The following is a 19,234-nucleotide window of genomic DNA, read 5'->3' as shown; positions in this document are numbered from 1 at the left end:
ACCATGCTGCCCCATCCGACCCTGGACAAGCTGCAAACCCTGCGCCTGCACGGCATGCTCAAGGCGCTGAACGAACAACTGAAAACCCCGGACATCGACAGCCTGAGCTTCGAGGAACGCCTCGGCCTGCTGGTCGACCGCGAGCTGACTGAACGCGACGACAAGCGCCTGAGCAGCCGCCTGCGCCAGGCCCGGCTCAAGCACAACGCCTGCCTCGAAGACATCGACTACCGCAGCCCGCGCGGGCTGGATAAGGCGCTGATCCTGCAACTGAGCGGCGGCCAGTGGCTACGCGACGGCCTCAACCTGATCATCGGCGGCCCCACCGGTGTCGGTAAAACCTGGCTGGCCTGCGCCCTGGCCCACCAGGCCTGCCGAGAAGGCTACAGCGTGCGTTACCTGCGCTTGCCGCGTTTGCTGGAAGAACTGGGTCTGGCCCATGGCGACGGGCGCTTCGCCAAGCTGATGAGCAGCTACGCCAAGACCGACCTGCTGATCCTCGATGACTGGGGCTTGGCCCCGTTCACCGCCGAACAGCGGCGCGACATGCTGGAGCTACTGGACGACCGCTACGGCCAGCGCTCGACCATCGTTACCAGCCAGATGCCGGTGGACAACTGGCACGAACTGATCGGCGATCCGACCCTGGCCGACGCTATCCTCGACCGCCTGGTGCACAACGCTTACCGGATCAATCTGAAGGGTGAATCAATGCGCAAACGGACGCAGAAATTGACGACGCCAGCCAACCCGGACTAACAATGCCACCCCTGCGTCGCTGCGCTCCGACTGCCCGGCCGGATGGCCGTGGAACAGGTGGCCAGATGGCCCTGGAATGCCTGGCCAGATGAGAGCGGACTGGGTGGCCGGATGGCGTGGAATCCGCACGTTGACCGTCCGTCCTTTGCCTTTGCTGACCTTGTCGACCGCCGTTTTCATGTTGTCGTAAATGCCGCGACGAGGAACGCCGCCCAATGCCTCAAACGAGCGAGTATGAGCGTCAAACAGCATCTCGTGACCTTGGCTGGGATAGGCCACCAGCCAAAATGCGCGGCTGGCACAGAGCTTCATGTGGGAGACCTGGATCCGCCTGAACAGCCCACCGATCAGCAGACCTTCTTCACTCCAGTCGAACTGGAAAGCCTCGCCCAACGCGAACGTCAACGGCACAAAGGCTCGCAAGGATTTTCCTTGCTCGCCGCGCCACGCGCGGATGAATGCGGTCAGTTGGCTGTAGCCGCCGTCGTAGCCCTCGGCTTTGATCTGCTCGAAGAGAGCCTTGGCGGTTCTGCGGTTGTGTTTGGCCCGAAGCGAATCGGCTTTGAGTGCCTGCTCCAGTATTTCGTGGAAAGGACTGAGCTTGTTGAAAGCGGCTTGCCGCTGGTACACCGGCTGTTTGGTTTCGGGGGCTCTGATCCACTTTCGGATAGTGTTTCTGGACAGCCCGGTACGCTTCGCTATCTGGTGAAGCGAAAGCTTGTCGCGGAAGTACATCCGCCGAATTTTTCCCATCATTTCCATGCTGATCACCTGGTGTTCTCCTGCTCGGAAAGTGAGCAGAAGCAGTTGAACACCTGGGTCAGTTTTCAGTCGGCAGAACAGCCTTTAATGGGTCAGTTTTCGGTCAGCGGCAACAATCTGGAGCATCGCGACGATCTCCAGCCCGGTCAATAGCTCAACTAGGCCAGAGTTCGCAGTCTAACAATCCAGGGTCTCAGCAGTAGCTGCATCAACCTCGACTGCATCCGAAGCCATGCTGGCCATTTCCATAGGCTTTGGAGGCGACCTTGCACAGGTAACTGGCACGATGGAACAGGTCGGACAACGCTCCCCAGTTCTCACGATCCACTCTGTACGCCGGGTTGTCCGGGACCTCGACCAGACCTGCCACCTGATCGACCTGCAGCCTCAAGGCACTGGCCCACGCCTCCTGCAAGCGGCTGATCATGTTGGCATTATCAGATTGCAGTTTCCCCACCGTGTAGAAGGCATCTCGATTCAGCAGAATCAGAACGTGATAATGCGGACGGTGCCCTGTCCCCTCCTCCCTAGCCCATACGTAACGGACCTTACATCCATGAGCGTAGGGATACCGCTCACGGGCCTTCAGTCGGTTGTGCTCGATCTTGGCCTTGAAGGATTCAATAAACCTGCTGATGACCTGATTGGTGTATGCATAATCAGGCAAGTTGATACCGACTGGCAGACGTAGATCAATTCTAAAGCCCAATAGCCTCGGATACTGGTTCAGCGTGTTATCAACGGCGCGTTTCAATGCAGTCAGGTACTCAGTTACAAACGGCCCCTTCTCGATCATGACTGGAAGACCTTCAAACAGATCACCAGTGTGGATGTGAAGGTTGGTGTTATCGGGATGACGCAGCATGGTAACCACTCTCTTTGCTAAGACTCATATACTCAGCAAGCGTGGTATTTATTTACGAGTTACACGGTGCCAACCATCCCTACCCAAACATCCTACACATCACCTAGCCTGAAGAGAGAATCACTAGGGAGATAAGTGCTTGGGTAGCATGTGAAGCAATGGGTAGATTCTAGCCGCCAAGGTGTTTGCCAGGAGGTAGATAAACTTCAGATAGCCAACACCATGCTAGGCATTGGATAGATACAGATATTCAGTAGTATGAGCAGGCATTAGCCACTCCCACATCATGATGGATATAGATACAGACAGCCATCACCAGAAGCAAGTATTAGCCGCTCTAACAGCATAATTGATAGTTACTTAATAAAAGCATACTACCCATACCGAAAACAAAATGACAACACATTACCCACCAATACCGACCAACCCATTATAAAAACCAGCAAACACCTCACTCATTTAACTCCGGCAAAAAACCATCATGATCCGACATCAACCGGATCATGAGGGCGACTATACTCGTCAACGCAAATTATCAGCTAGCCAGGCCTAAAGCTTTATCACGCTCAGCCACCTTAGCGAGAATCCAGTCGTGAACTTCTCTTTCTAGCCAGCCGACGCATCGATCCCCTAACGGCACCGGAACTGGAAACTGACCTTCTGCGATGTACTTATAAATCGTGGATCGGGAAAGACCAGTAAGATCCATGACCTCTTTCAGGCGGATTATCCTCATGAACGTAGCTCCTGTATTCGTCCAGAGGATTGGCAAGGCCAGTAAAATTTGACGGACGACGAACCCACCCCACACCTTGTCGGCACGCTGCCCTCTCGCCATCCGTCCATTGCCTCCTACCCTCAGCACCCTTCTGGGGGATCATACTCGTCTCAGAGGACTTGCCTTTTTCAAACGAAAATAGCCACAAACACACATACAGACCCAGTTAAATCGTGTACCAAAGAGAATTCTGTACTACTAGAGTAAATCTAGATTGACTCAATAATCACGATAGGGTAAATCTAGCTTAACCCGTGAGTTTGCATAGAGCGATCTTAGTATGGCGATACGTTACAACGATGAGTTAAGCCAGGTTCTCGGCGATTCCGAGTACAGCGAGCGCCATGACATATGGCTTTGGTACACACTCGTTTTCTTCGAACAAAGTTTCAATAAAGAAGCACTCCCAGACCATGGAATGCGAAACAAGATGGCTCGATACCTCCAAGCGAACAGATGGAAGGTCGATCCACTACTGCAAAAAAGACGAGAGCAACTCATCCCCAAGAAACATCTAGAGTGGATCACGAACGAACGTCGACTAGTGGAATGGCTAACAAAAGAAATTCAAAGCTCAACCAACCACAGTCAATTTAACTTCCCATTCAATCTTTCTGGAAAGGATCTCCCTATAGCAGTACTTGACGTCTGGGAACGAGACCTTACCGAAAAGACATCTCTAATCAAAAGTCTGGAGCAGCGGTGGCGCGACCACAAAGCCCACGACAAAAAATACTCATGGTTTAAAGACGACAACCAAAAATGCTCTCTCGCTTACGAGTGGCTACAAAAGAACACATACCTCACCATCTTCCGCACTCCCATCGAAACATATGAAGACCTACTGATCTTTTTCGACAACGCGAATTACACCAGCGAGAAAGAAGAACTTTATATTGGGAAAATTAAAAAACTATGGAACCAAAGAAAGTACAGAAGCACCCTAAAGGGCAAGTCACAGTATAACTTTGTCCTGTCAGACAAGACCATCGAGATGCTAGACAAAATTTCAGAACAACACGAAATCAGTCGAGCTCGAGCACTAGAAATACTCGTAGAGATAGAAACTGAAAAAGGCTTATACATCTCAGAAAAGCTGCAAAACTCTAAACTGCTTCGCAACACTTAGCCCAAACCAGCCATAACGACCGAAACATACCAACACCAAGTCTATCAATGCTAAGAAGGCAACCACTCTCAGCCAGATACCACCAGCAAATTAGATTCAAATAATTTTCAAACCTATATCATTAATTTGAAGGCCTAGCAGTAGGCCTTCTCCCGCGGTTAAATCGGCCTGATATAGGAAAATTTCTCTCATGAACTGTCCCGTATGTAGTTCTGCACGCATTGCAACGAAGGATCTCGGCAAAAAGGCCGGTGGTGTCATCGGATCGATTGGTGGTGCCGCCAGTGGCGTGTCCAGCGTACTAGCAGGTGCCGAGGCTGGCGCGACTGTCGGTGCTTTTGCCGGCCCTGTCGGCATTGCCCTGGGCGGTATTACCGGAGCCATCTTCGGAGGGCTCGTAGGTGGCGCGACCGGAGCGGTAGCTGGTGCAGCGATTGGCTCTCAAATCGATGAGAGAGTGTTGAACAATTACCAGTGCCTGGAATGTGGGCACGAGTTCAGCCTCTACGACTGACGCCCCGCGATCCCTATTCCGCTTATACGCCCCCTTTCCACTCCCTATTTCTGCCGGTGCTGTGCAATGCGCAGCGCTTTATGCCGGCTATTGCTCAAAGGAATATCTCCCATGGCTCATCAAATCGAACAAATGGCTTATGTTGGGACTACCCCCTGGCACGGCCTGGGCAACAATCTGCCGCATAAACAATCCATTGAACTCTGGCAGCGCGAAGCCGGTATGAACTGGCAAATCTTGGAAAGCCCTGTGCACTTCAAGTCGGATGCCGTCGGCCACCTGGGGGCCATTCACTCCTTCCCTGAACAAAAGGTCCTCTACCGCTCAGACACCAAGGCACCGTTGTCGGTGGTTTCCCAGCGCTATCACACGGTACAACCTCGGGAGGTCTTGGAGTTCTACCGCGACCTGACCGAGCTCTCCGGCTACGAGCTGGAAACAGCCGGCGTGCTCAAGGGCGGTCGTAAGTTCTGGGCGCTGGCACGTACCGGGCAAGGGTCTACCCTTAAGGGCAACGACCAGGTCAACGGTTACCTGCTGTTGGCCACGTCCTGCGACGGTACATTGGCCACGACGGCAACGCCGACCACTGTGCGCGTGGTGTGCAACAACACCCTCACTGTCGCTTTGGACGGTACTACTCGTGCGATCAAGGTGCCGCACAACACCCGCTTTGATCCGAAGGCGGTAAAGAAGCAACTCGGCATCGCCGTCTCGCAATGGGAAGACTTCATGTATCGCATGCGTGCTCTGGCCGAACGCAAAGTGCAGTGGCATGAGGCCTTGGGGTTTTTCATGAACGTGATGTGCGAAACCTCACCGACCGGCAACTTGCCAGAAGTTCTGCCGAATGAGCGCGCCTTGCGCAAAGTGCAGGAGCTGTACGAAGGACGTGGACGAGGCAGCCAATTGGACTCAGCTCGCGGCACTGCTTGGGGGCTGCTCAACGCGGTGACCGAATATGTCGACCACGAACGTCGTGCGCGTAGCATTGAGTACCGGCTGGACTCAGCCTGGTTCGGGCAGGGCGCGCAGATCAAGCAACGCGCTCTGGATACCGCCCTGCAATTGGTCGCTTGACCACTTGCTTACGCTCGGTCAGCCTCGCGCAGACCGAGCGTTTATTCCTGCGTGGTAATAGCCGAAAGCTAGGCCCTCCACCAGGCAGCAGCATTCGCAGTCCTTTCCACACTACCAGGTGTGCGACACAAACCACCTACAAATTCAAAACCGGGTATAAAACAGGGTACATATAACTTCGTAATTCGCCTCAGAGGCTACAGAGCTTGGCCTGGAACCCAATACTTACCATCTAACGTCTAAGCGGTAACCTGCAGCACACACAAACCCCTTGAGGCTTGCGCTTCAAGGGGTTTTGTTTTGCCCGGACATGCGCCCTGTGCAGGGGCGGCCTTGTGTCGCAACGGGCCACAAAGCGGGCCCCGCCCCCAGCATCTAAGCTGAGGTTCAGCGCCCTTCTCGCCCAGAGCCGACACCATGCCCCACCCCACTCGTTTCGACTGGCAACGCTGGTTACCCGGCCTGGTCACCCTGCTCCACTACAAGGCAGCCTGGCTACCCAAGGACATCGCCGCCGGCCTGGTACTCACCACCATGCTGGTACCTGTGGGCATCGCCTACGCCGAGGCTTCCGGCGTCCCCGGCATCTATGGTCTGTACGCCACCATCATCCCCCTGCTGGCCTATGCCCTGTTCGGTCCCAGCCGCATCCTGGTGCTGGGCCCGGACTCGGCGCTGGCCGCGCCTATCCTGGCTGTGGTGGTGCAGTACGCCGCCAGCGACCCGCAGCGGGCGATCGCCATCGCCAGCATGATGGCACTGGTCGCCGGGGCGTTCTGTGTGATTGCCGGGCTGTTTCGCCTGGGCTTTATCACCGAGTTGCTGTCCAAGCCCATCCGCTATGGATACATGAACGGCATCGCCCTGACCGTATTGATCAGCCAGTTGCCCAAGCTGTTCGGCATCAAAGTCGACAGCGAAGGGCCCTTGCGCGACCTTTGGTACCTGGGCCAGGCGCTTTTCGCCGGCCAAGGGCACTGGCCAAGCTTCATCGTGGGTGCCGGTAGCCTGGGGCTGATTCTGCTGCTCAAACCGTTCAAGCGCCTGCCAGGCATCCTGATCGCCGTGGTACTGGCGACGCTGGCAGTGAGCCTGTTCAACCTTGATCAGATGGGCGTCAAGGTACTCGGGCAATTGCCCCAGGGCCTGCCCGGCTTCGTCTTCCCTTGGGTAAGTGACATTGATCTGGTCGAGGTGCTACTGGGCGGGATTGCCGTGGCGCTGGTTTCGTTCGCCGACACCAGTGTGCTGTCGCGCTCCTATGCCGCGCGCCTCAAGATGCGGGTAAACCCCAACCAGGAAATGTTCGGCCTGGGCGTGGCCAACCTGGCCTCCGGGCTGTTCCAGGGCATCCCGATCAGCAGCAGTTCATCGCGCACTCCAGTGGCCGAAGCTGCCGGCTCGCAGACCCAACTCACCGGCATCATCGGCGCCCTGGCGGTGACCCTGTTGCTGCTGGTAGCGCCCAATCTGATGCAGCACCTGCCCAACAGCGCTTTGGCTGCGGTGGTGATTGCCGCTGCACTGGGGTTGTTCGAATTTGCCGACCTCAAGCGTATCTTCCGCATGCAGCAGTGGGAGTTCTGGCTGTCGTTCACCTGCTTTGTCGGCGTAGCGGTGTTTGGCGCCATTCCCGGTATTGGCATTGCTGTAGCGGTGTCGGTGATCGAGTTCCTGTGGGATGGCTGGCGGCCGCACTACGCGGTGCTCGGCCGGGCCGATGGGCTGCGCGGATACCATGACATACAGCGTTATCCACAAGCCCGGCGTATTCCAGGGCTGGTGCTGCTGCGCTGGGACGCGCCGTTGTTCTTTGCCAACGCCGAGCAGTTCCAGAACACAGTGATGGCGGCGGTGGACGCGTCGCCAACGCCTGTGCAGCGGGTGGTGATTGCCGCTGAGCCCGTGACCAGCATCGATATCACTTCGGCGGACATGCTGGCCGAGCTGGACCGGGCACTGGAAGCGCGAGGGGTGGAGCTGCAGTTTGCCGAAATGAAGGACCCGGTGAAGGACAAGATGCGGCAGTTCGAGTTGTTCGAGCCTATAGGGGAGAAAGCCTTTCATCCGACGGTAGGCGCAGCGGTGGATGCCTATCTGGAAGAGAGTGGGGTTGATTGGCAACCCTGAATTCCCTGGGAGCCGGGCTTAACCGCTAAGAAGCCCGCGCCGACTCCGAAGTCGGTCAATCCAGATCAACATGCCGCTGGCATACACCGATACCGCCAGAAACAGCGCCATACGCACCGCAAACGCCTTGTACACATCCTGCCCGGCAGCACTGTCCTGCACCGACTGCCCCAGCAAGATCAGCATGGTCGTCAGGCAACTGACCCAGTACGCCGGGCCCTGCCGGCTCAGCACCGCCTGGTACAGGCGTCGAGCCTGCCAGAGGGCAAACAGCAATACCCACAAGAAGAACATCCACAGGTGAACGAACAGGCTCAGCGCCACCCACAGCACTATCGCCAACACCCCGGCAAGCAAGGTTGAACCGATCAGCTCGCGGCTGGCGCGCCGCGCGCGGGTTTCACCGGCTTGTTGCCCCACGCTCACGGCCTTCATGATCAACGGCATGTACTGGTCAGGGGCGATCAATGCCAGCAGAAAGGCCGGCATCACGATCAGCGTGGCACGCAGCGCCACCCAGCTGACATGCTCGCTGCCCAGCAGCGGCGGCACCGGCTGTGCTGGCGCATTGGCAGGTTCGGGGAACAACGTATGCGCCACCGACGTGCCCAGCACTGCCAGCAGCATGCCTTTGGCCAGCGCTTCGACCACCGACAGTGCCAGGGTGAAGTCACTGGTGCCAGCAGCGGCGATCATGGTCAGGCCGACCACCAGCAGGTTGGCCAGCAGGCCGTTGCCGCCCTTCAGGGCATAGCGCAAGGTCAGGAAAACCCCCACCCCGACCAGTAACACCCCGGCCAACGGAGCATGGCGCAACAACGGAATCAGCAGCAACCCGCTGCCGCAAGCGAGCAGCACCAGTAGCGCCAGGGCCGGCGCCGCGCGCAGGGGCAATGGCTGGCTGCGCATGGCCAGCAACAGCACCGCGAACACCGGCGCCAGGATCGGCACCGGCAAGCCGATACCAAAGCTCACCGCCAGGCACAGCGCCACGCCCCAGGCCAGGCGCAGTGCGCGCAGGCGGCGCAATTCAATAGGCATACGACAGCCAGCTCATCAGCCACATGAACAATCGGCCCAGCAGGTTCATTGGGTTACCTTCGCTGGGCAGGGCCATGACCTCGGCCTGACCACCGACCCGCAGCACGGTCTTGTCCTGAAGCTGGTCGCGCTCCAGCTCCACAATAACCGGGAAACGCTGCGCCGAACGCAGCCATTCGCGGCTGTTCTTCACGGTCGGCAGCGTACCCGGCGGCGTGCTCTGCCCCACGCTAACGCCGTAGCCAATGCTGCGTATGCGCCCCTTCAACACGGTGCCAGGTAGCGCATCGAGCACCACCAGCACCGGGGTTTCAGGGCGCAAGCGACCGAGGTTGTTCTCGGTCATGTCGGCACTTATCCACACGTCATGGATACTGATCAGGGTCATCATCGGGCTACCCGCCCCGACATAATGGCCAACGTCTGTGCGCAAGTCGGTGATCAGCCCGTTCGCGTCGGCACGCACCACGGTACGAGCAAGGTCCAGGCGAGCCTTTTCCACATTAGCCGCAGCACTGCGCAGCTGGGCGTTGTCTTCCTGTGCCCCGCCCTGCTGCTCACGGGCGCGCTCCACCTCAGCACGGGCTGCCGCCACTTGGCTGATGGCCTGGTCGCGGTTGGCCTGGGCGCCTTCCAGGCGGCGCACCGACACCGTACCGGGGTCTTCGTCAATCAACCGTTTAAGGCGCTCGGCATCCTGCCGCGCCTTGCGCTCATTGGCCTGGGCTGCCAACAACGCTGCCTGCGCCGAATCGATGCCGGCGGTACTGGCCCCGATCTGCCGGCGCACGGTATCGAGGTCGGCTTCGGCACGGGCCAAGGCAATGCGGTATTGCTCCTGATCGAGTTCGAACAGCACATCGCCCTGCCGCACCTCCTGGTTGTTGCCCACGGCCACACGCTTGATCTGCCCGGCCACTTCGGCGGCCACCGGGACCACGTAAGCCTGCAGGCGGGCTTGCTGGGTATATGGCGTAAAGCGGTCAGCCAGCAAGTACCAGAGCAGGCTGATGGCAATCAGCAGCAGCACCCAGCGCATGCCGCGATCCGGGGCTGACGGGGGCGGCGTTGGCGTGGCGTCGCTCATTCGGTTTCACCTTGTGCATGCGCGGTGGGGGCTGGCTCGTCGAGCAACTCGCCCCAGTCGGTGCGTTGTTGCATTTGTTGGCGGGTGGCTGGGTCGATCGGCGCGCGGCTGGCGTCCCAACCTCCACCCAGGGCCTTGTACAAGGTCACCAGGCTGCTGACTGCGTTGCCACGGCTGACCAGGTAACCGTCCTGTTGCTGCAACAGCAGTTGCTGAGCATCGAGCACCCGCTGAAAATCGGCGAAGCCTTCGCGGTACTGCGAGCTGGCCAGATTCAGCGAGCGTTGCGCAGCCTGAGAGGCCTGGTCGCGAATGGTTGCACTCTGCAGCGAGCGCACCAGCCCGCTGGCTGCATCGTCGGCCTCACGGGCGGCTTCGCGCACGCCCTGCTGGTACAACTCGATCAGTTGCTGCAAGCGGGCATCTTCCACGCGTACGGTGTTCTTGCGCCGGCCATAGTCGAACGGGTTCCAGATCAGGCTTGGGCCAGCAGCCAGGTCGAAGGTGTCGGGCAAATGATTGGCAGATAGAAAGGTCCAGCCGATACTGCCGAGCAAGTTCAGTTGTGGATAAAGATCGGCCTCGGCCACCCCGACCAGCGCCGACTGTGCCGCCACAGCCTGCTCGGCGGCGCGAATGTCCGGGCGGCGCTGCAGCAGGCTGGCAGGTACATCCTGCAACACTGCCCGCTCTGGCAAGGGCAGTTGGCCACGGCCGGCCTCCAGTTGCGGCAGCGGCCCGGGCGGGCGGCCGAGCAGCGAACACAGCACATTGCGCAGGGCGTTGAGCTGGTTCTCGAACTCGGGAATGGTGGCCAGAGTCGCCAGGTATTGAGTACGCGCCTGCTGCCAGTCGAGTTCGTCATTTTCGCCGTGGCGGAACAACCGCTCGGTGATCTCCAGGCTACGCGCCTGACGCTTGGCGTTCTCTTGTGCGATAGCCAGCCGCGCCTCGGCGGTACGCAGGGCAAAGTAGGTGTCGGCCACTTGCGCACGCAGCAGCAGCATGGCATCGGCGTAGTTGGCCTGGGAGGCGAAATAGACGGCATCGGCGCTTTCGATGGCGCGACTGAAGCGGCCCCAGAAGTCAATTTCCCAGCCGATGTCGAAGCCCACGCTGGATTGCCAGAACACCGAATCACGGGCCGAAGGCGTACCAGACTGATTCTGCTTCAGGTACAGGCTTTGCGCACTCAGTTGCTGCAGCTGCGGATAACGCCCGGTCTGCACGATGGCCAACTGGGCACGGGCTTCAGCGATACGCAGGCCAGCCACGCGCAGGTTGGTGTTGTTGGCGTCGGCCTCGGCTATCAGCGTGTCCAGCGTCGGGTCGGCAAACACCGCCCACCACTGGCGCAGGTCGGGCGCCGCCGCGCTGCGCCCTGCCTGCTCCAGCATTGGCGTGCTCCAGCCGTCCAGCCACGGTGCTTGGGGCTTCTCGAAATCCGGACCAACCTGAGTGCAACCGGCCAGCACCATCAGCAGCCCCAGGCCATAGCAGCGGTTGGGCATGGCTCAGGCGGCAGGGGGTGCCGGTTGCTCCGGCACCTGCAGCGCAACCCATTGCCAGAACAGCACGTACGCCACGCCGAGGATTACCGGGCCGATGAACAAGCCGATGATGCCTTTGACCACCATGCCGCCCAATGCGCCAATCAGTACCACCGGCATTGGTACATCGACCCCGCGTCCCAGCAGCAGCGGCTTGAGCACGTTGTCGGCAAGGCCGGCGACAAAGGTGTAGACGGCAAAAATGATGGTCGCCACCGTGAAGCCTTCGGCGTTGAACACATAAATGATCACCGGCAAGGTCACCAGCGTCGCCGGGGCCTGTGCAATGCCCAGCATGAGGATGACGATGGCCAGCATCCCGGCACCGGGAACCCCTTTGACGACAAAGCCGACACCGATCAGCAACATCTGGATGAAGGCAATGCCAATCACCCCTTGCGCCACCGCGCGAATGGTGGCCGTGCACAGCGTGGCCAAGGGTTTACCGCGCTCTTCGCCTGATACCCGCATGGCGATACGCTGCGCAGCGATTTCACCGCGATCACCGAAGGCCATGATGACCCCGGAAATGATGATCGCGCCGATGAACAGCAGGAAGGCCCCGCCGGCGCTGGCCGCAGCGCCCAGCACCGTTAGCCCGGCCCCCTTGATCTGGGGCATCCACTGGTTCAGTACACTGGCCATGTTTTCGGAGGCCGCCAACCACAGCGCATGCACCTTCGGCCCGATCAGTGGCCAGGTCGCCACGGAATCAGGCGGGACCGGCACGCTCCAGGCGCCGCTCTTGAGCAGCGTCACCAGGCTGTTTACCGATTCGCCAATCGACATCATCACCAGGTAGATAGGCACCAACAGCAGCACCAGAACCAATAGCACCACCAGCGTCGCCACATAGCCTTGCTTGAGCCCGGTGCGGCGCTGGATACGGCAATGCAATGGGTACAACGTAACCGCCAGGATCACCGCCCACATCATCAACTCCAGGAACGGCTGAAACACCTGGAAGGCGAAGATCACCAAGGCTGCCACCAGACCGGCCTTGATGAGCACATCGAGCAAGCCCCGCGAAAGGGCGCTGTCCAGCTTGAAACTCGACTGCATGACTCACCTCCCGATACCCAATGCGCCAGCAAGGCGCAATTCACTGGCCCGTTTCAGGGGATGCCTGTACAGGGCTGTCATCGCGCAGCTGCCGCGCCAGGGCCATCATGACCAAGGGCACCACCGCCATCGACAAGGTGATGGCCAGCACCAGCAGGTCGTGTACCTGTTGGGTGAGTACCTGGTGCTCCAGCGCCAGCTTGAACACCACGAAGGCAAACTCGCCGCCCGAAGCCAGCACCACGCCCAGGCATAACGCCTGGGCCTGGTTGAGCCCTCCGACCGTATGCCCCAGGCCATACAGCAAGGGCAGCTTGATGGCCACCAGCAGCACGGTGAGGCCCAGCACCATCAGCGGCATGCCGAACAGCAGACGCAGGTCGGCACTCATACCTACGCCAACGAAGAACAATCCAAGCAGCAGGCCTTTGATCGGCTCGATCTGGGTTTCCAGTTCGTGGCGGAACGGCGACTCGGCCATCAGCACACCGGCCAGAAACGCCCCCAGCGCCATCGACACACCCACATGCTCCATCAACCAAGCGGTGCCCAGCACGACCAGCAAGGCCGTGGCGGTCGACAGCTCAGGCAGGCCCGAACCCACCGTCCACTTGAATATCGGGGTCAGCAGATAACGGCCAAAAACAATCAGCACACCAATGCCGACAGCTACAGCCAACAAAGGCCAGGCACCTTCGTCAGCCGTGCTGACATCGCCACCGAGCAGCGGCACCACGGCAATCAAGGGAATGGCGGCAATATCCTGGAACAGCAGGATGGCCACGGCCAGGCGGCCATGAGGTTTGCCCAGGTCCTTGCGCTCGGCCAGTACCTGCAAGCCAAAGGCGGTGGACGACAGCGCCAGGCCCAGCCCCAGCACGATGGCGGCGGGTTTCGATTGGTCGAACAGCCAGAATGCCAGTAGCCCAAGCAGCACGGCGGTCAGCCCCACTTGCAAACTGCCGACGCCAAATAGCGCCCGACGCATGGTCCACAGGCGCCTTGGGGACAACTCCAGGCCAATCACGAACAGCAGCATGACCACGCCCATTTCCGACAGCCGCGCCACGTTGTCCGGGTTGCCGAGCAGGCCAAACACCGACGGACCAATCAAGATACCCGCCAAGAGGTATCCCGGTACTGCGCCCATTTTCAGACGCTGCGCCAGCGGTACCAGAAGCACCACAGCCAAAAGGAATACCACCGTCGCCTGCAACAGGCTACCGTCATGTGGCATGAGCTCGTACCTTCGCAGCTCCCTGCAGGGAGGGGTTCAGAAACGTTCTTCGACGAACTTGAACGGGTAGGCGACCGCCTTGTACTTGCCGATCTTGCCGCGTTTGGGCAGCTTCACGTGCTGGTCGCGGGTTATATCCTTGTAGGGAATACGGCTGAGCAGATGGCTGATGATATTCAGCCGGGCGCGACGTTTGTCGTTGGAATTGGCCATGAACCACGGCGCCCAAGCGGTATCCGACGCCTGGAACATTTCGTCACGCGCTTGGGTGTATTCATCCCAGCGGCTATACGACTTGAGGTCCATCGGTGACAACTTCCACAGCTTGCGGCCGTCGTTGATGCGATCCTGCAGGCGCCGGGTCTGCTCGTCGGCGCTGACTTCAAGCCAGTACTTGATGAGGATGATCCCTGAATCGACCATGACCCTTTCGAACCCGGGTACTCCGGTCAGAAACCTGTCCACTTGCTCGCCAGAGCAAAAGCCCATTACCCGCTCAACGCCCGCACGGTTGTACCAACTGCGATCGAAGATCACCACTTCACCCGCCGCAGGCAGATGGCCCAGGTAACGCTGCACGTACATCTGGGTCTTTTCCCGCTCGGTCGGTGCGGGCAGCGCCACTACACGAAACACCCGCGGGCTGACACGCTCGGTAATGGCCTTGATGGTGCCACCCTTGCCGGCGCCATCGCGGCCTTCGAAGACAATGCATACCTTCAGGCCCTTGGCGACCACCCACTCCTGTAGCTTCACCAACTCTACATGCAGGTTCTTGAGCGCTTTTTCGTACGCCTTACCGCCCAGCTTTTCTGGCTGTTTTTTGGAGGGCTTCCTGGACGGCTTCGACATGACACGCTCCTGAAGGCGAATGAAGAGTGAGTATGGTCGATTAATGCCAGTTTGCCGCTTCGCTTGCAGATTGATGTGGGGGCTGTCGTGCAGCCCCCGGGAGGCACTATTTGGCCAGCTTGTTGTAACTGGTCATCAGGTTGCGGTAGTCCGGGATATGGTTGGAGAACAGGGTACCCAGCCCTTCGATGTCGTTGCGCCAGTCACGGTGCAGTTCGCAGGCCACGCCGAACCAGGTCATCAGCTGCGCCCCGGCAGCCTCCATGCGTCGCCAGGCCGAATCACGGGTCAGTTCGTTGAACGTGCCAGAAGCGTCGGTGACGACGAATACCTCGAAGCCCTCCTCCAACGCCGACAGGGCCGGGAAAGCCACGCATACTTCAGTGACCACGCCAGCAATCAGCAGCTGTTTCTTGCCGGTGGCTTTTACCGCTTTGACGAAATCTTCGTTGTCCCAGGCGTTGATGTTGCCCGGGCGTGCAATGTAAGGGGCATCAGGGAACTGCTCTTTCAGCTCCGGCACCAGCGGGCCGTTGGGCCCCGTCTCGAAACTGGTGGTGAGGATGGTCGGCAGCTTGAAGTATTTGGCCAGGTCAGACAGGGCCAAGACGTTGTTCTTGAAGCGGTCGGGGTCGATATCCCTTACCAGCGAGAGCAAGCCGGTCTGGTGGTCGACCAGCAGTACGGCTGCGTTGTTCTTGTCCAGACGCTTGTATTGGAAGGTCACAGTGGATCTCCTTGCTTCAGCGGGTTGGGAGTATCAGCGTAGGCAAGGATGGAGGGTGGGAGAGACCGTCAGTCGGCTTGCCTGTACTGCCATGTGCCCCATCACTTCACAAATTCCTGAACTGATTATTTGCCGCCAGCGATTTTTCCCCTCGCCAACCGCCACCAGAATCGCTTCACCACAATCACAAAAAACCGTGAGGCCACTCCCGTGGACCAGACACTCCAAGTGCGGCAAGCTGCCGCCGACCTCGTCGCGGCGTTCGCCAGCAACGACACCGCCCGCTATTTCGCCTGCTTCAGCGAAGACGCCACCTTTCTGTTTCACACCTTGCCGTATCCGCTGCTGTCGCGTCGCGCCTATGAAGAGCTGTGGGCCCAGTGGCAGGCCGAGGGCTTTACCGTGCTTGCCTGCGAATCGGGCAACGCCCATGTAAGCCTGCAAGGCGACGTGGCTATTTTCATGCACGATGTGGCCACGCGTATCCGCATCGCCGGTGAAGAGCAGCAGTTGAGCGAGCGCGAGACCATCGTCTTCAGCCGCCTTGGTGAACAGTGGCTGGCCTGCCACGAGCACCTGTCGGTCGTAACGCCGGCCTGATCACCTTTTACGCGGCGCTGCCGCCCTGCCATCGCACCCACAAAAAGGCCCGCGCACTGCGCTGGCTATAACAACCGCGCTGGAGCACCACCATGAGCCACTCGACCGGTATCGAGACCAACGGCGTCGAACAGATCCCCGCCGATCAACGCGACGCCTCCCCGCTGGACCTGTTCCGCCTGATCTTCGGCGGTGCCAATACCTTCGCTACCGCCGTACTGGGCAGCTTCCCGGTGCTTTTCGGGTTGTCATTCCAGGCCGGTGTGTGGGCGATTCTGCTTGGCGTTGGCATCGGCGCACTGATCCTTGCCCCGATGGGGCTGTTCGGCGCGCTTAACGGCACCAACAACGCCGTTTCATCAGGCGCGCACTTTGGCGTACACGGGCGCATCGTCGGCTCGTTCCTGTCGCTGCTCACGGCGGTGGCGTTTTTCTCGCTTTCGGTGTGGAGCTCGGGCGATGCATTGGTCGGTGGTGCCAAGCGCCTGGCCGGCCTGCCAGAGACCGACCTGACCCTGGGCCTGGCCTACGGCTTGTTCGCGGTGCTGGTACTGGTGGTATGCATCTTTGGCTTCCGCTTCATGCTGTGGGTCAACAAGATTGCCGTGTGGGCCTCGAGCCTGCTGTTCCTGCTAGGCATCGTCGCCTTTGCCGGGCCCTTCGATGCGGGCTACGCAGGCAGCGTCAACCTTGGCCAGGCAGGTTTCTGGGCTGCGTTCGTCGGCGCGGCGATCCTGGCCATGAGCAACCCGGTGTCGTTCGGTGCGTTTCTGGGTGACTGGTCGCGCTACATTCCACGTGAAACACCCAAGGCGCGCATCATGCTGGCCGTGATCGCGGCACAGGGGGCGACGCTGATTCCGTTCCTGTTCGGCCTGTGTACGGCCACCCTGGTCGCCACCCAGGCGCCGGACTACATCGCCGCCAACAATTATGTGGGCGGCCTGCTGGCGGTAGCGCCAAGCTGGTTCTTCCTGCCGGTGTGCCTGATTGCGGTGATCGGCGGCATGTCCACCGGCACCACCGCGCTGTATGGCACCGGCCTGGACATGTCCAGCGTGTTCCCACGCATGCTCAGCCGAGCCGGCGCCACCCTGCTGATCGGCGTGCTGGCGATCGGCTTCATCTTCATTGGCCGCTTCACCTTCAACCTCGTGCAGAGCGTATCGACCTTTGCCGTGCTGATCATTACCTGCACCAGCCCGTGGATGGTGATCATGATCCTTGGCCTGATTACCCGCCGCGGCTTCTACCACGCCGACGACCTGCAGGTGTTCACCCGCGGCCAGCGTGGTGGCCACTACTGGTTCCTGCACGGTTGGAACTGGCGCGGCATGGGGGCGTGGATCCCCAGCGCGGCGGTTGGCCTGTGCTTCGTCAACCTGCCGGGGCAGTTCGTCGGCCCACTGGGCGACCTGGCGGGCGGCATCGACCTGAGCCTGCCGGTCACGCTGGGGCTGGCTGGCGTGCTGTACCTGCTGTTGCTCAACCTGTTCCCTGAACCTGCTGGCGTGTATGGCCCCTTGGGCCCGCGATGGGTGCGTTGCAAAAGCACCGCGCATACGCCTGTGACCACTGCCGAAATGGCCTGACTGGAAACCGACCATGACCACTTCCCACTATATCGCCGGCCATTGGGTCGAAGGCCAAGGCAGCGACTGCATCAGTGTCAACGACCCTGCACTGGGGCAACCGTTCGCCGAGCTGATGGCCGCCAGCGTGAGCCAGGTCGACCAGGCCGTCGCCGCTGCCCGCAGCGCCCTGCCCGCCTGGAAAAGCACCGGCGCCAGTGAACGTGCCGCCTTCCTGCGTGGTTTCGCCGAACAGCTCGGGCAACGCCGTGAAGCGCTTGTCACCCTGCAGATGCGCAATAACGGCAAACCGCGTCACGAAGCGGAAATCGACCTGGATGACGCCATCGCGACCTTTGGCTATTACGCCGAGCAGGCCGAGCAACTGCCATCGAAAAACCGCACTGTGCCGCTGGCTGCGCCGGGTTTCACCGCCCGCACCCGCCTTGAACCGGTGGGCGTGGTCGGCCTGATCGTGCCGTGGAACTTCCCGTTGGTGACCAGCGCCTGGAAACTTGCTCCGGCCTTGGCCGCCGGTTGCACCGTGGTGCTCAAGCCTTCAGAGGTTACGCCGCTGATCGAGCAGGCCTACGGCCAGATCGCCGACGCCTTGGGCCTGCCGGCCGGGGTACTGAACATCGTCAACGGCAAGGCCGAGACCGGCGCCGCGCTAAGCAACCACAACGGCCTGGACAAGTTGTCGTTCACAGGTAGCAACAGCGTCGGCAGCCAGGTGATGCGCAGCGCGTCGGCGCAGTGCCGGCCGGTGACGCTGGAACTGGGCGGCAAGTCGGCCATCGTGGTGTTCGAGGATTGCGATGTCGACCAGGCGGTGGAATGGATTGTGGCCGGCATCAGCTGGAACGCAGGTCAGATGTGTTCGGCCACATCGCGGCTGCTGGTACAGGACGGCATTGCCGATGCACTGCTGCCGCGCTTGCAGGCGGCACTGGCAAACTTGCGGGTGGGTAATCCTTTGACCGAAGAGGTCGACATGGGCCCGCTGACCAGCCAGGCGCAATGGCTGAAGGTGGCCAGCTACTTTGCCACGGCGCGGGAAGAAGGTTTGCAGTGCCTGGCTGGCGGCCATGCACTGGACCGTGAAGGCTGGTTCGTCAGCCCGACGCTGTATACCGATGTGCCGAAAGACAGCCGCCTGTGGACCGAGGAAATCTTTGGCCCGGTGCTCTGCGCACGGCGCTTTGCCACCGAGGAACAGGCCATTGCCGAAGCCAATGACAGCCGCTTCGGGCTGGTCGCCACGGTGTGCTCCGCCGACCTGGAACGCGCCGAACGCGTGGCCGATGCGCTGGAAGTTGGCCATGTGTGGATCAATTCGGTGCAGGCGGTGTTCGTCGAAACGTCATGGGGTGGCACCAAAGGCAGCGGGATCGGCCGTGAGCTGGGGCCTTGGGGGTTGTCAGCGTATCAGTCGGTCAAGCATGTAACCCGCTGTCTGGGCTGATATCGCAAGGGGCCGGTATTCGCGG

The 19,234-nt window shown here is 60.1% G+C and carries 17 protein-coding genes and 1 pseudogene; 8 read left to right on the top strand and 10 right to left on the bottom strand.

Annotated features, from left to right (window positions below):
- Positions 1-3 precede the first annotated feature (3 nt).
- Complete coding sequence (locus GST84_03700; GenBank protein XGB11507.1) at positions 4-759, top strand: ATP-binding protein; 756 nt, start codon at positions 4-6, stop codon at positions 757-759.
- A gap of 129 nt (positions 760-888) precedes the next feature.
- Here the strand turns inward: GST84_03700 and GST84_03695 are convergent.
- The 3 genes and pseudogenes from GST84_03695 to GST84_03685 all read right to left on the bottom strand — a co-directional run bounded on the left by GST84_03695 (position 889) and on the right by GST84_03685 (position 3,122).
- Positions 889-1,512, bottom strand: a pseudogene (locus GST84_03695) (IS21 family transposase).
- A 217-nt stretch (positions 1,513-1,729) separates the two neighbouring features.
- A complete protein-coding gene (locus GST84_03690) occupies positions 1,730-2,386 on the bottom strand; it encodes an inovirus-type Gp2 protein (GenBank protein ID XGB11506.1) in 657 nt (218 codons plus the stop codon).
- A 535-nt stretch (positions 2,387-2,921) separates the two neighbouring features.
- On the bottom strand, positions 2,922-3,122 hold the full coding sequence (locus tag GST84_03685) for an AlpA family phage regulatory protein (protein XGB11505.1): 201 nt from the start codon (positions 3,120-3,122) through the stop codon (positions 2,922-2,924).
- Positions 3,123-3,444: 322 nt separating this feature from the next.
- On the opposite strand from GST84_03685, the gene GST84_03680 reads away from it, so the two are divergent.
- The 4 genes from GST84_03680 to sulP all read left to right on the top strand — a co-directional run bounded on the left by GST84_03680 (position 3,445) and on the right by sulP (position 8,017).
- On the top strand, positions 3,445-4,293 hold the full coding sequence (locus GST84_03680; GenBank protein XGB11504.1) for a hypothetical protein: 849 nt from the start codon (positions 3,445-3,447) through the stop codon (positions 4,291-4,293).
- A 190-nt stretch (positions 4,294-4,483) separates the two neighbouring features.
- Positions 4,484-4,807: a hypothetical protein gene (locus tag GST84_03675; protein ID XGB11503.1), complete on the top strand. Its 324-nt coding sequence runs from the start codon at positions 4,484-4,486 to the stop codon at positions 4,805-4,807.
- Between the two features lie 111 nt (positions 4,808-4,918).
- Complete coding sequence (locus GST84_03670) at positions 4,919-5,887, top strand: DUF932 domain-containing protein (protein XGB11502.1); 969 nt, start codon at positions 4,919-4,921, stop codon at positions 5,885-5,887.
- A 417-nt stretch (positions 5,888-6,304) separates the two neighbouring features.
- Complete coding sequence (sulP, locus tag GST84_03665) at positions 6,305-8,017, top strand: sulfate permease (protein XGB11501.1); 1,713 nt, start codon at positions 6,305-6,307, stop codon at positions 8,015-8,017.
- Positions 8,018-8,035: 18 nt separating this feature from the next.
- Here sulP and GST84_03660 read toward each other — a convergent pair whose 3' ends face one another.
- The 7 genes from GST84_03660 to GST84_03630 all read right to left on the bottom strand — a co-directional run bounded on the left by GST84_03660 (position 8,036) and on the right by GST84_03630 (position 15,573).
- Positions 8,036-9,058, bottom strand: coding sequence for a DUF2955 domain-containing protein (locus tag GST84_03660; GenBank protein ID XGB11500.1), 1,023 nt, complete (start codon positions 9,056-9,058; stop codon positions 8,036-8,038).
- Positions 9,048-10,145, bottom strand: coding sequence for a biotin/lipoyl-binding protein (locus GST84_03655; GenBank protein ID XGB11499.1), 1,098 nt, complete (start codon positions 10,143-10,145; stop codon positions 9,048-9,050). The genes GST84_03660 and GST84_03655 overlap by 11 nt, the downstream gene beginning before the upstream one ends.
- Positions 10,142-11,656 (bottom strand): efflux transporter outer membrane subunit, encoded by a 1,515-nt coding sequence (locus GST84_03650; GenBank protein XGB11498.1) that lies wholly within the window; start codon positions 11,654-11,656, stop codon positions 10,142-10,144. The genes GST84_03655 and GST84_03650 overlap by 4 nt, the downstream gene beginning before the upstream one ends.
- A gap of 3 nt (positions 11,657-11,659) precedes the next feature.
- Positions 11,660-12,757 (bottom strand): AI-2E family transporter, encoded by a 1,098-nt coding sequence (locus GST84_03645; protein XGB11497.1) that lies wholly within the window; start codon positions 12,755-12,757, stop codon positions 11,660-11,662.
- 40 nt (positions 12,758-12,797) lie between these two features.
- A complete protein-coding gene (locus tag GST84_03640; protein ID XGB11496.1) occupies positions 12,798-13,994 on the bottom strand; it encodes a portal protein in 1,197 nt (398 codons plus the stop codon).
- Positions 13,995-14,030: 36 nt separating this feature from the next.
- Positions 14,031-14,846 (bottom strand): polyphosphate kinase 2, encoded by an 816-nt coding sequence (gene ppk2, locus GST84_03635; protein XGB11495.1) that lies wholly within the window; start codon positions 14,844-14,846, stop codon positions 14,031-14,033.
- A gap of 106 nt (positions 14,847-14,952) precedes the next feature.
- Positions 14,953-15,573, bottom strand: a complete 621-nt coding sequence (locus GST84_03630; protein ID XGB11494.1) for an isochorismatase family protein — start codon at positions 15,571-15,573, stop codon at positions 14,953-14,955.
- A gap of 210 nt (positions 15,574-15,783) precedes the next feature.
- On the opposite strand from GST84_03630, the gene GST84_03625 reads away from it, so the two are divergent.
- The 3 genes from GST84_03625 (at position 15,784) to GST84_03615 (ending at position 19,209) form a co-directional block, all read left to right on the top strand.
- Positions 15,784-16,173 carry a DUF4440 domain-containing protein gene (locus GST84_03625; GenBank protein XGB11493.1) on the top strand — a complete coding sequence of 130 codons (390 nt, stop codon included), beginning with the start codon at positions 15,784-15,786 and terminating at the stop codon, positions 16,171-16,173.
- A 92-nt stretch (positions 16,174-16,265) separates the two neighbouring features.
- A complete protein-coding gene (locus GST84_03620; protein XGB11492.1) occupies positions 16,266-17,765 on the top strand; it encodes a cytosine permease in 1,500 nt (499 codons plus the stop codon).
- A gap of 13 nt (positions 17,766-17,778) precedes the next feature.
- Complete coding sequence (locus GST84_03615; protein XGB11491.1) at positions 17,779-19,209, top strand: aldehyde dehydrogenase family protein; 1,431 nt, start codon at positions 17,779-17,781, stop codon at positions 19,207-19,209.
- Positions 19,210-19,234: the final 25 nt, after the last annotated feature.

The sequence above is a fragment of the Pseudomonas putida genome (assembly GCA_041879295.1).
In the GTDB taxonomy this organism is placed as follows: Bacteria; Pseudomonadota; Gammaproteobacteria; order Pseudomonadales; family Pseudomonadaceae; genus Aquipseudomonas; species Aquipseudomonas putida_Y.
The sequence above is the reverse complement of the archived record's forward strand: the minus strand, read 5'-3'. Positions and strand labels throughout refer to the sequence as shown.

What these genes read in the sequence shown, in the direction of transcription:
- GST84_03620 (XGB11492.1), top strand. Translation starts at nt 16,266, where the DNA reads ATGAGCCACTCGACCGGTATCGAGACCAACGGCGTCGAACAGATCCCC.
- sulP (XGB11501.1), top strand. Translation starts at nt 6,305, where the DNA reads ATGCCCCACCCCACTCGTTTCGACTGGCAACGCTGGTTACCCGGCCTG.
- GST84_03650 (XGB11498.1), bottom strand. Translation starts at nt 11,656, where the DNA reads ATGCCCAACCGCTGCTATGGCCTGGGGCTGCTGATGGTGCTGGCCGGT.
- GST84_03640 (XGB11496.1), bottom strand. Translation starts at nt 13,994, where the DNA reads ATGCCACATGACGGTAGCCTGTTGCAGGCGACGGTGGTATTCCTTTTG.
- GST84_03680 (XGB11504.1), top strand. Translation starts at nt 3,445, where the DNA reads ATGGCGATACGTTACAACGATGAGTTAAGCCAGGTTCTCGGCGATTCC.
- ppk2 (XGB11495.1), bottom strand. Translation starts at nt 14,846, where the DNA reads ATGTCGAAGCCGTCCAGGAAGCCCTCCAAAAAACAGCCAGAAAAGCTG.
- GST84_03660 (XGB11500.1), bottom strand. Translation starts at nt 9,058, where the DNA reads ATGCCTATTGAATTGCGCCGCCTGCGCGCACTGCGCCTGGCCTGGGGC.
- GST84_03675 (XGB11503.1), top strand. Translation starts at nt 4,484, where the DNA reads ATGAACTGTCCCGTATGTAGTTCTGCACGCATTGCAACGAAGGATCTC.
- GST84_03655 (XGB11499.1), bottom strand. Translation starts at nt 10,145, where the DNA reads ATGAGCGACGCCACGCCAACGCCGCCCCCGTCAGCCCCGGATCGCGGC.
- GST84_03670 (XGB11502.1), top strand. Translation starts at nt 4,919, where the DNA reads ATGGCTCATCAAATCGAACAAATGGCTTATGTTGGGACTACCCCCTGG.
- GST84_03645 (XGB11497.1), bottom strand. Translation starts at nt 12,757, where the DNA reads ATGCAGTCGAGTTTCAAGCTGGACAGCGCCCTTTCGCGGGGCTTGCTC.
- GST84_03685 (XGB11505.1), bottom strand. Translation starts at nt 3,122, where the DNA reads ATGAGGATAATCCGCCTGAAAGAGGTCATGGATCTTACTGGTCTTTCC.
- GST84_03690 (XGB11506.1), bottom strand. Translation starts at nt 2,386, where the DNA reads ATGCTGCGTCATCCCGATAACACCAACCTTCACATCCACACTGGTGAT.
- GST84_03700 (XGB11507.1), top strand. Translation starts at nt 4, where the DNA reads ATGCTGCCCCATCCGACCCTGGACAAGCTGCAAACCCTGCGCCTGCAC.
- GST84_03615 (XGB11491.1), top strand. Translation starts at nt 17,779, where the DNA reads ATGACCACTTCCCACTATATCGCCGGCCATTGGGTCGAAGGCCAAGGC.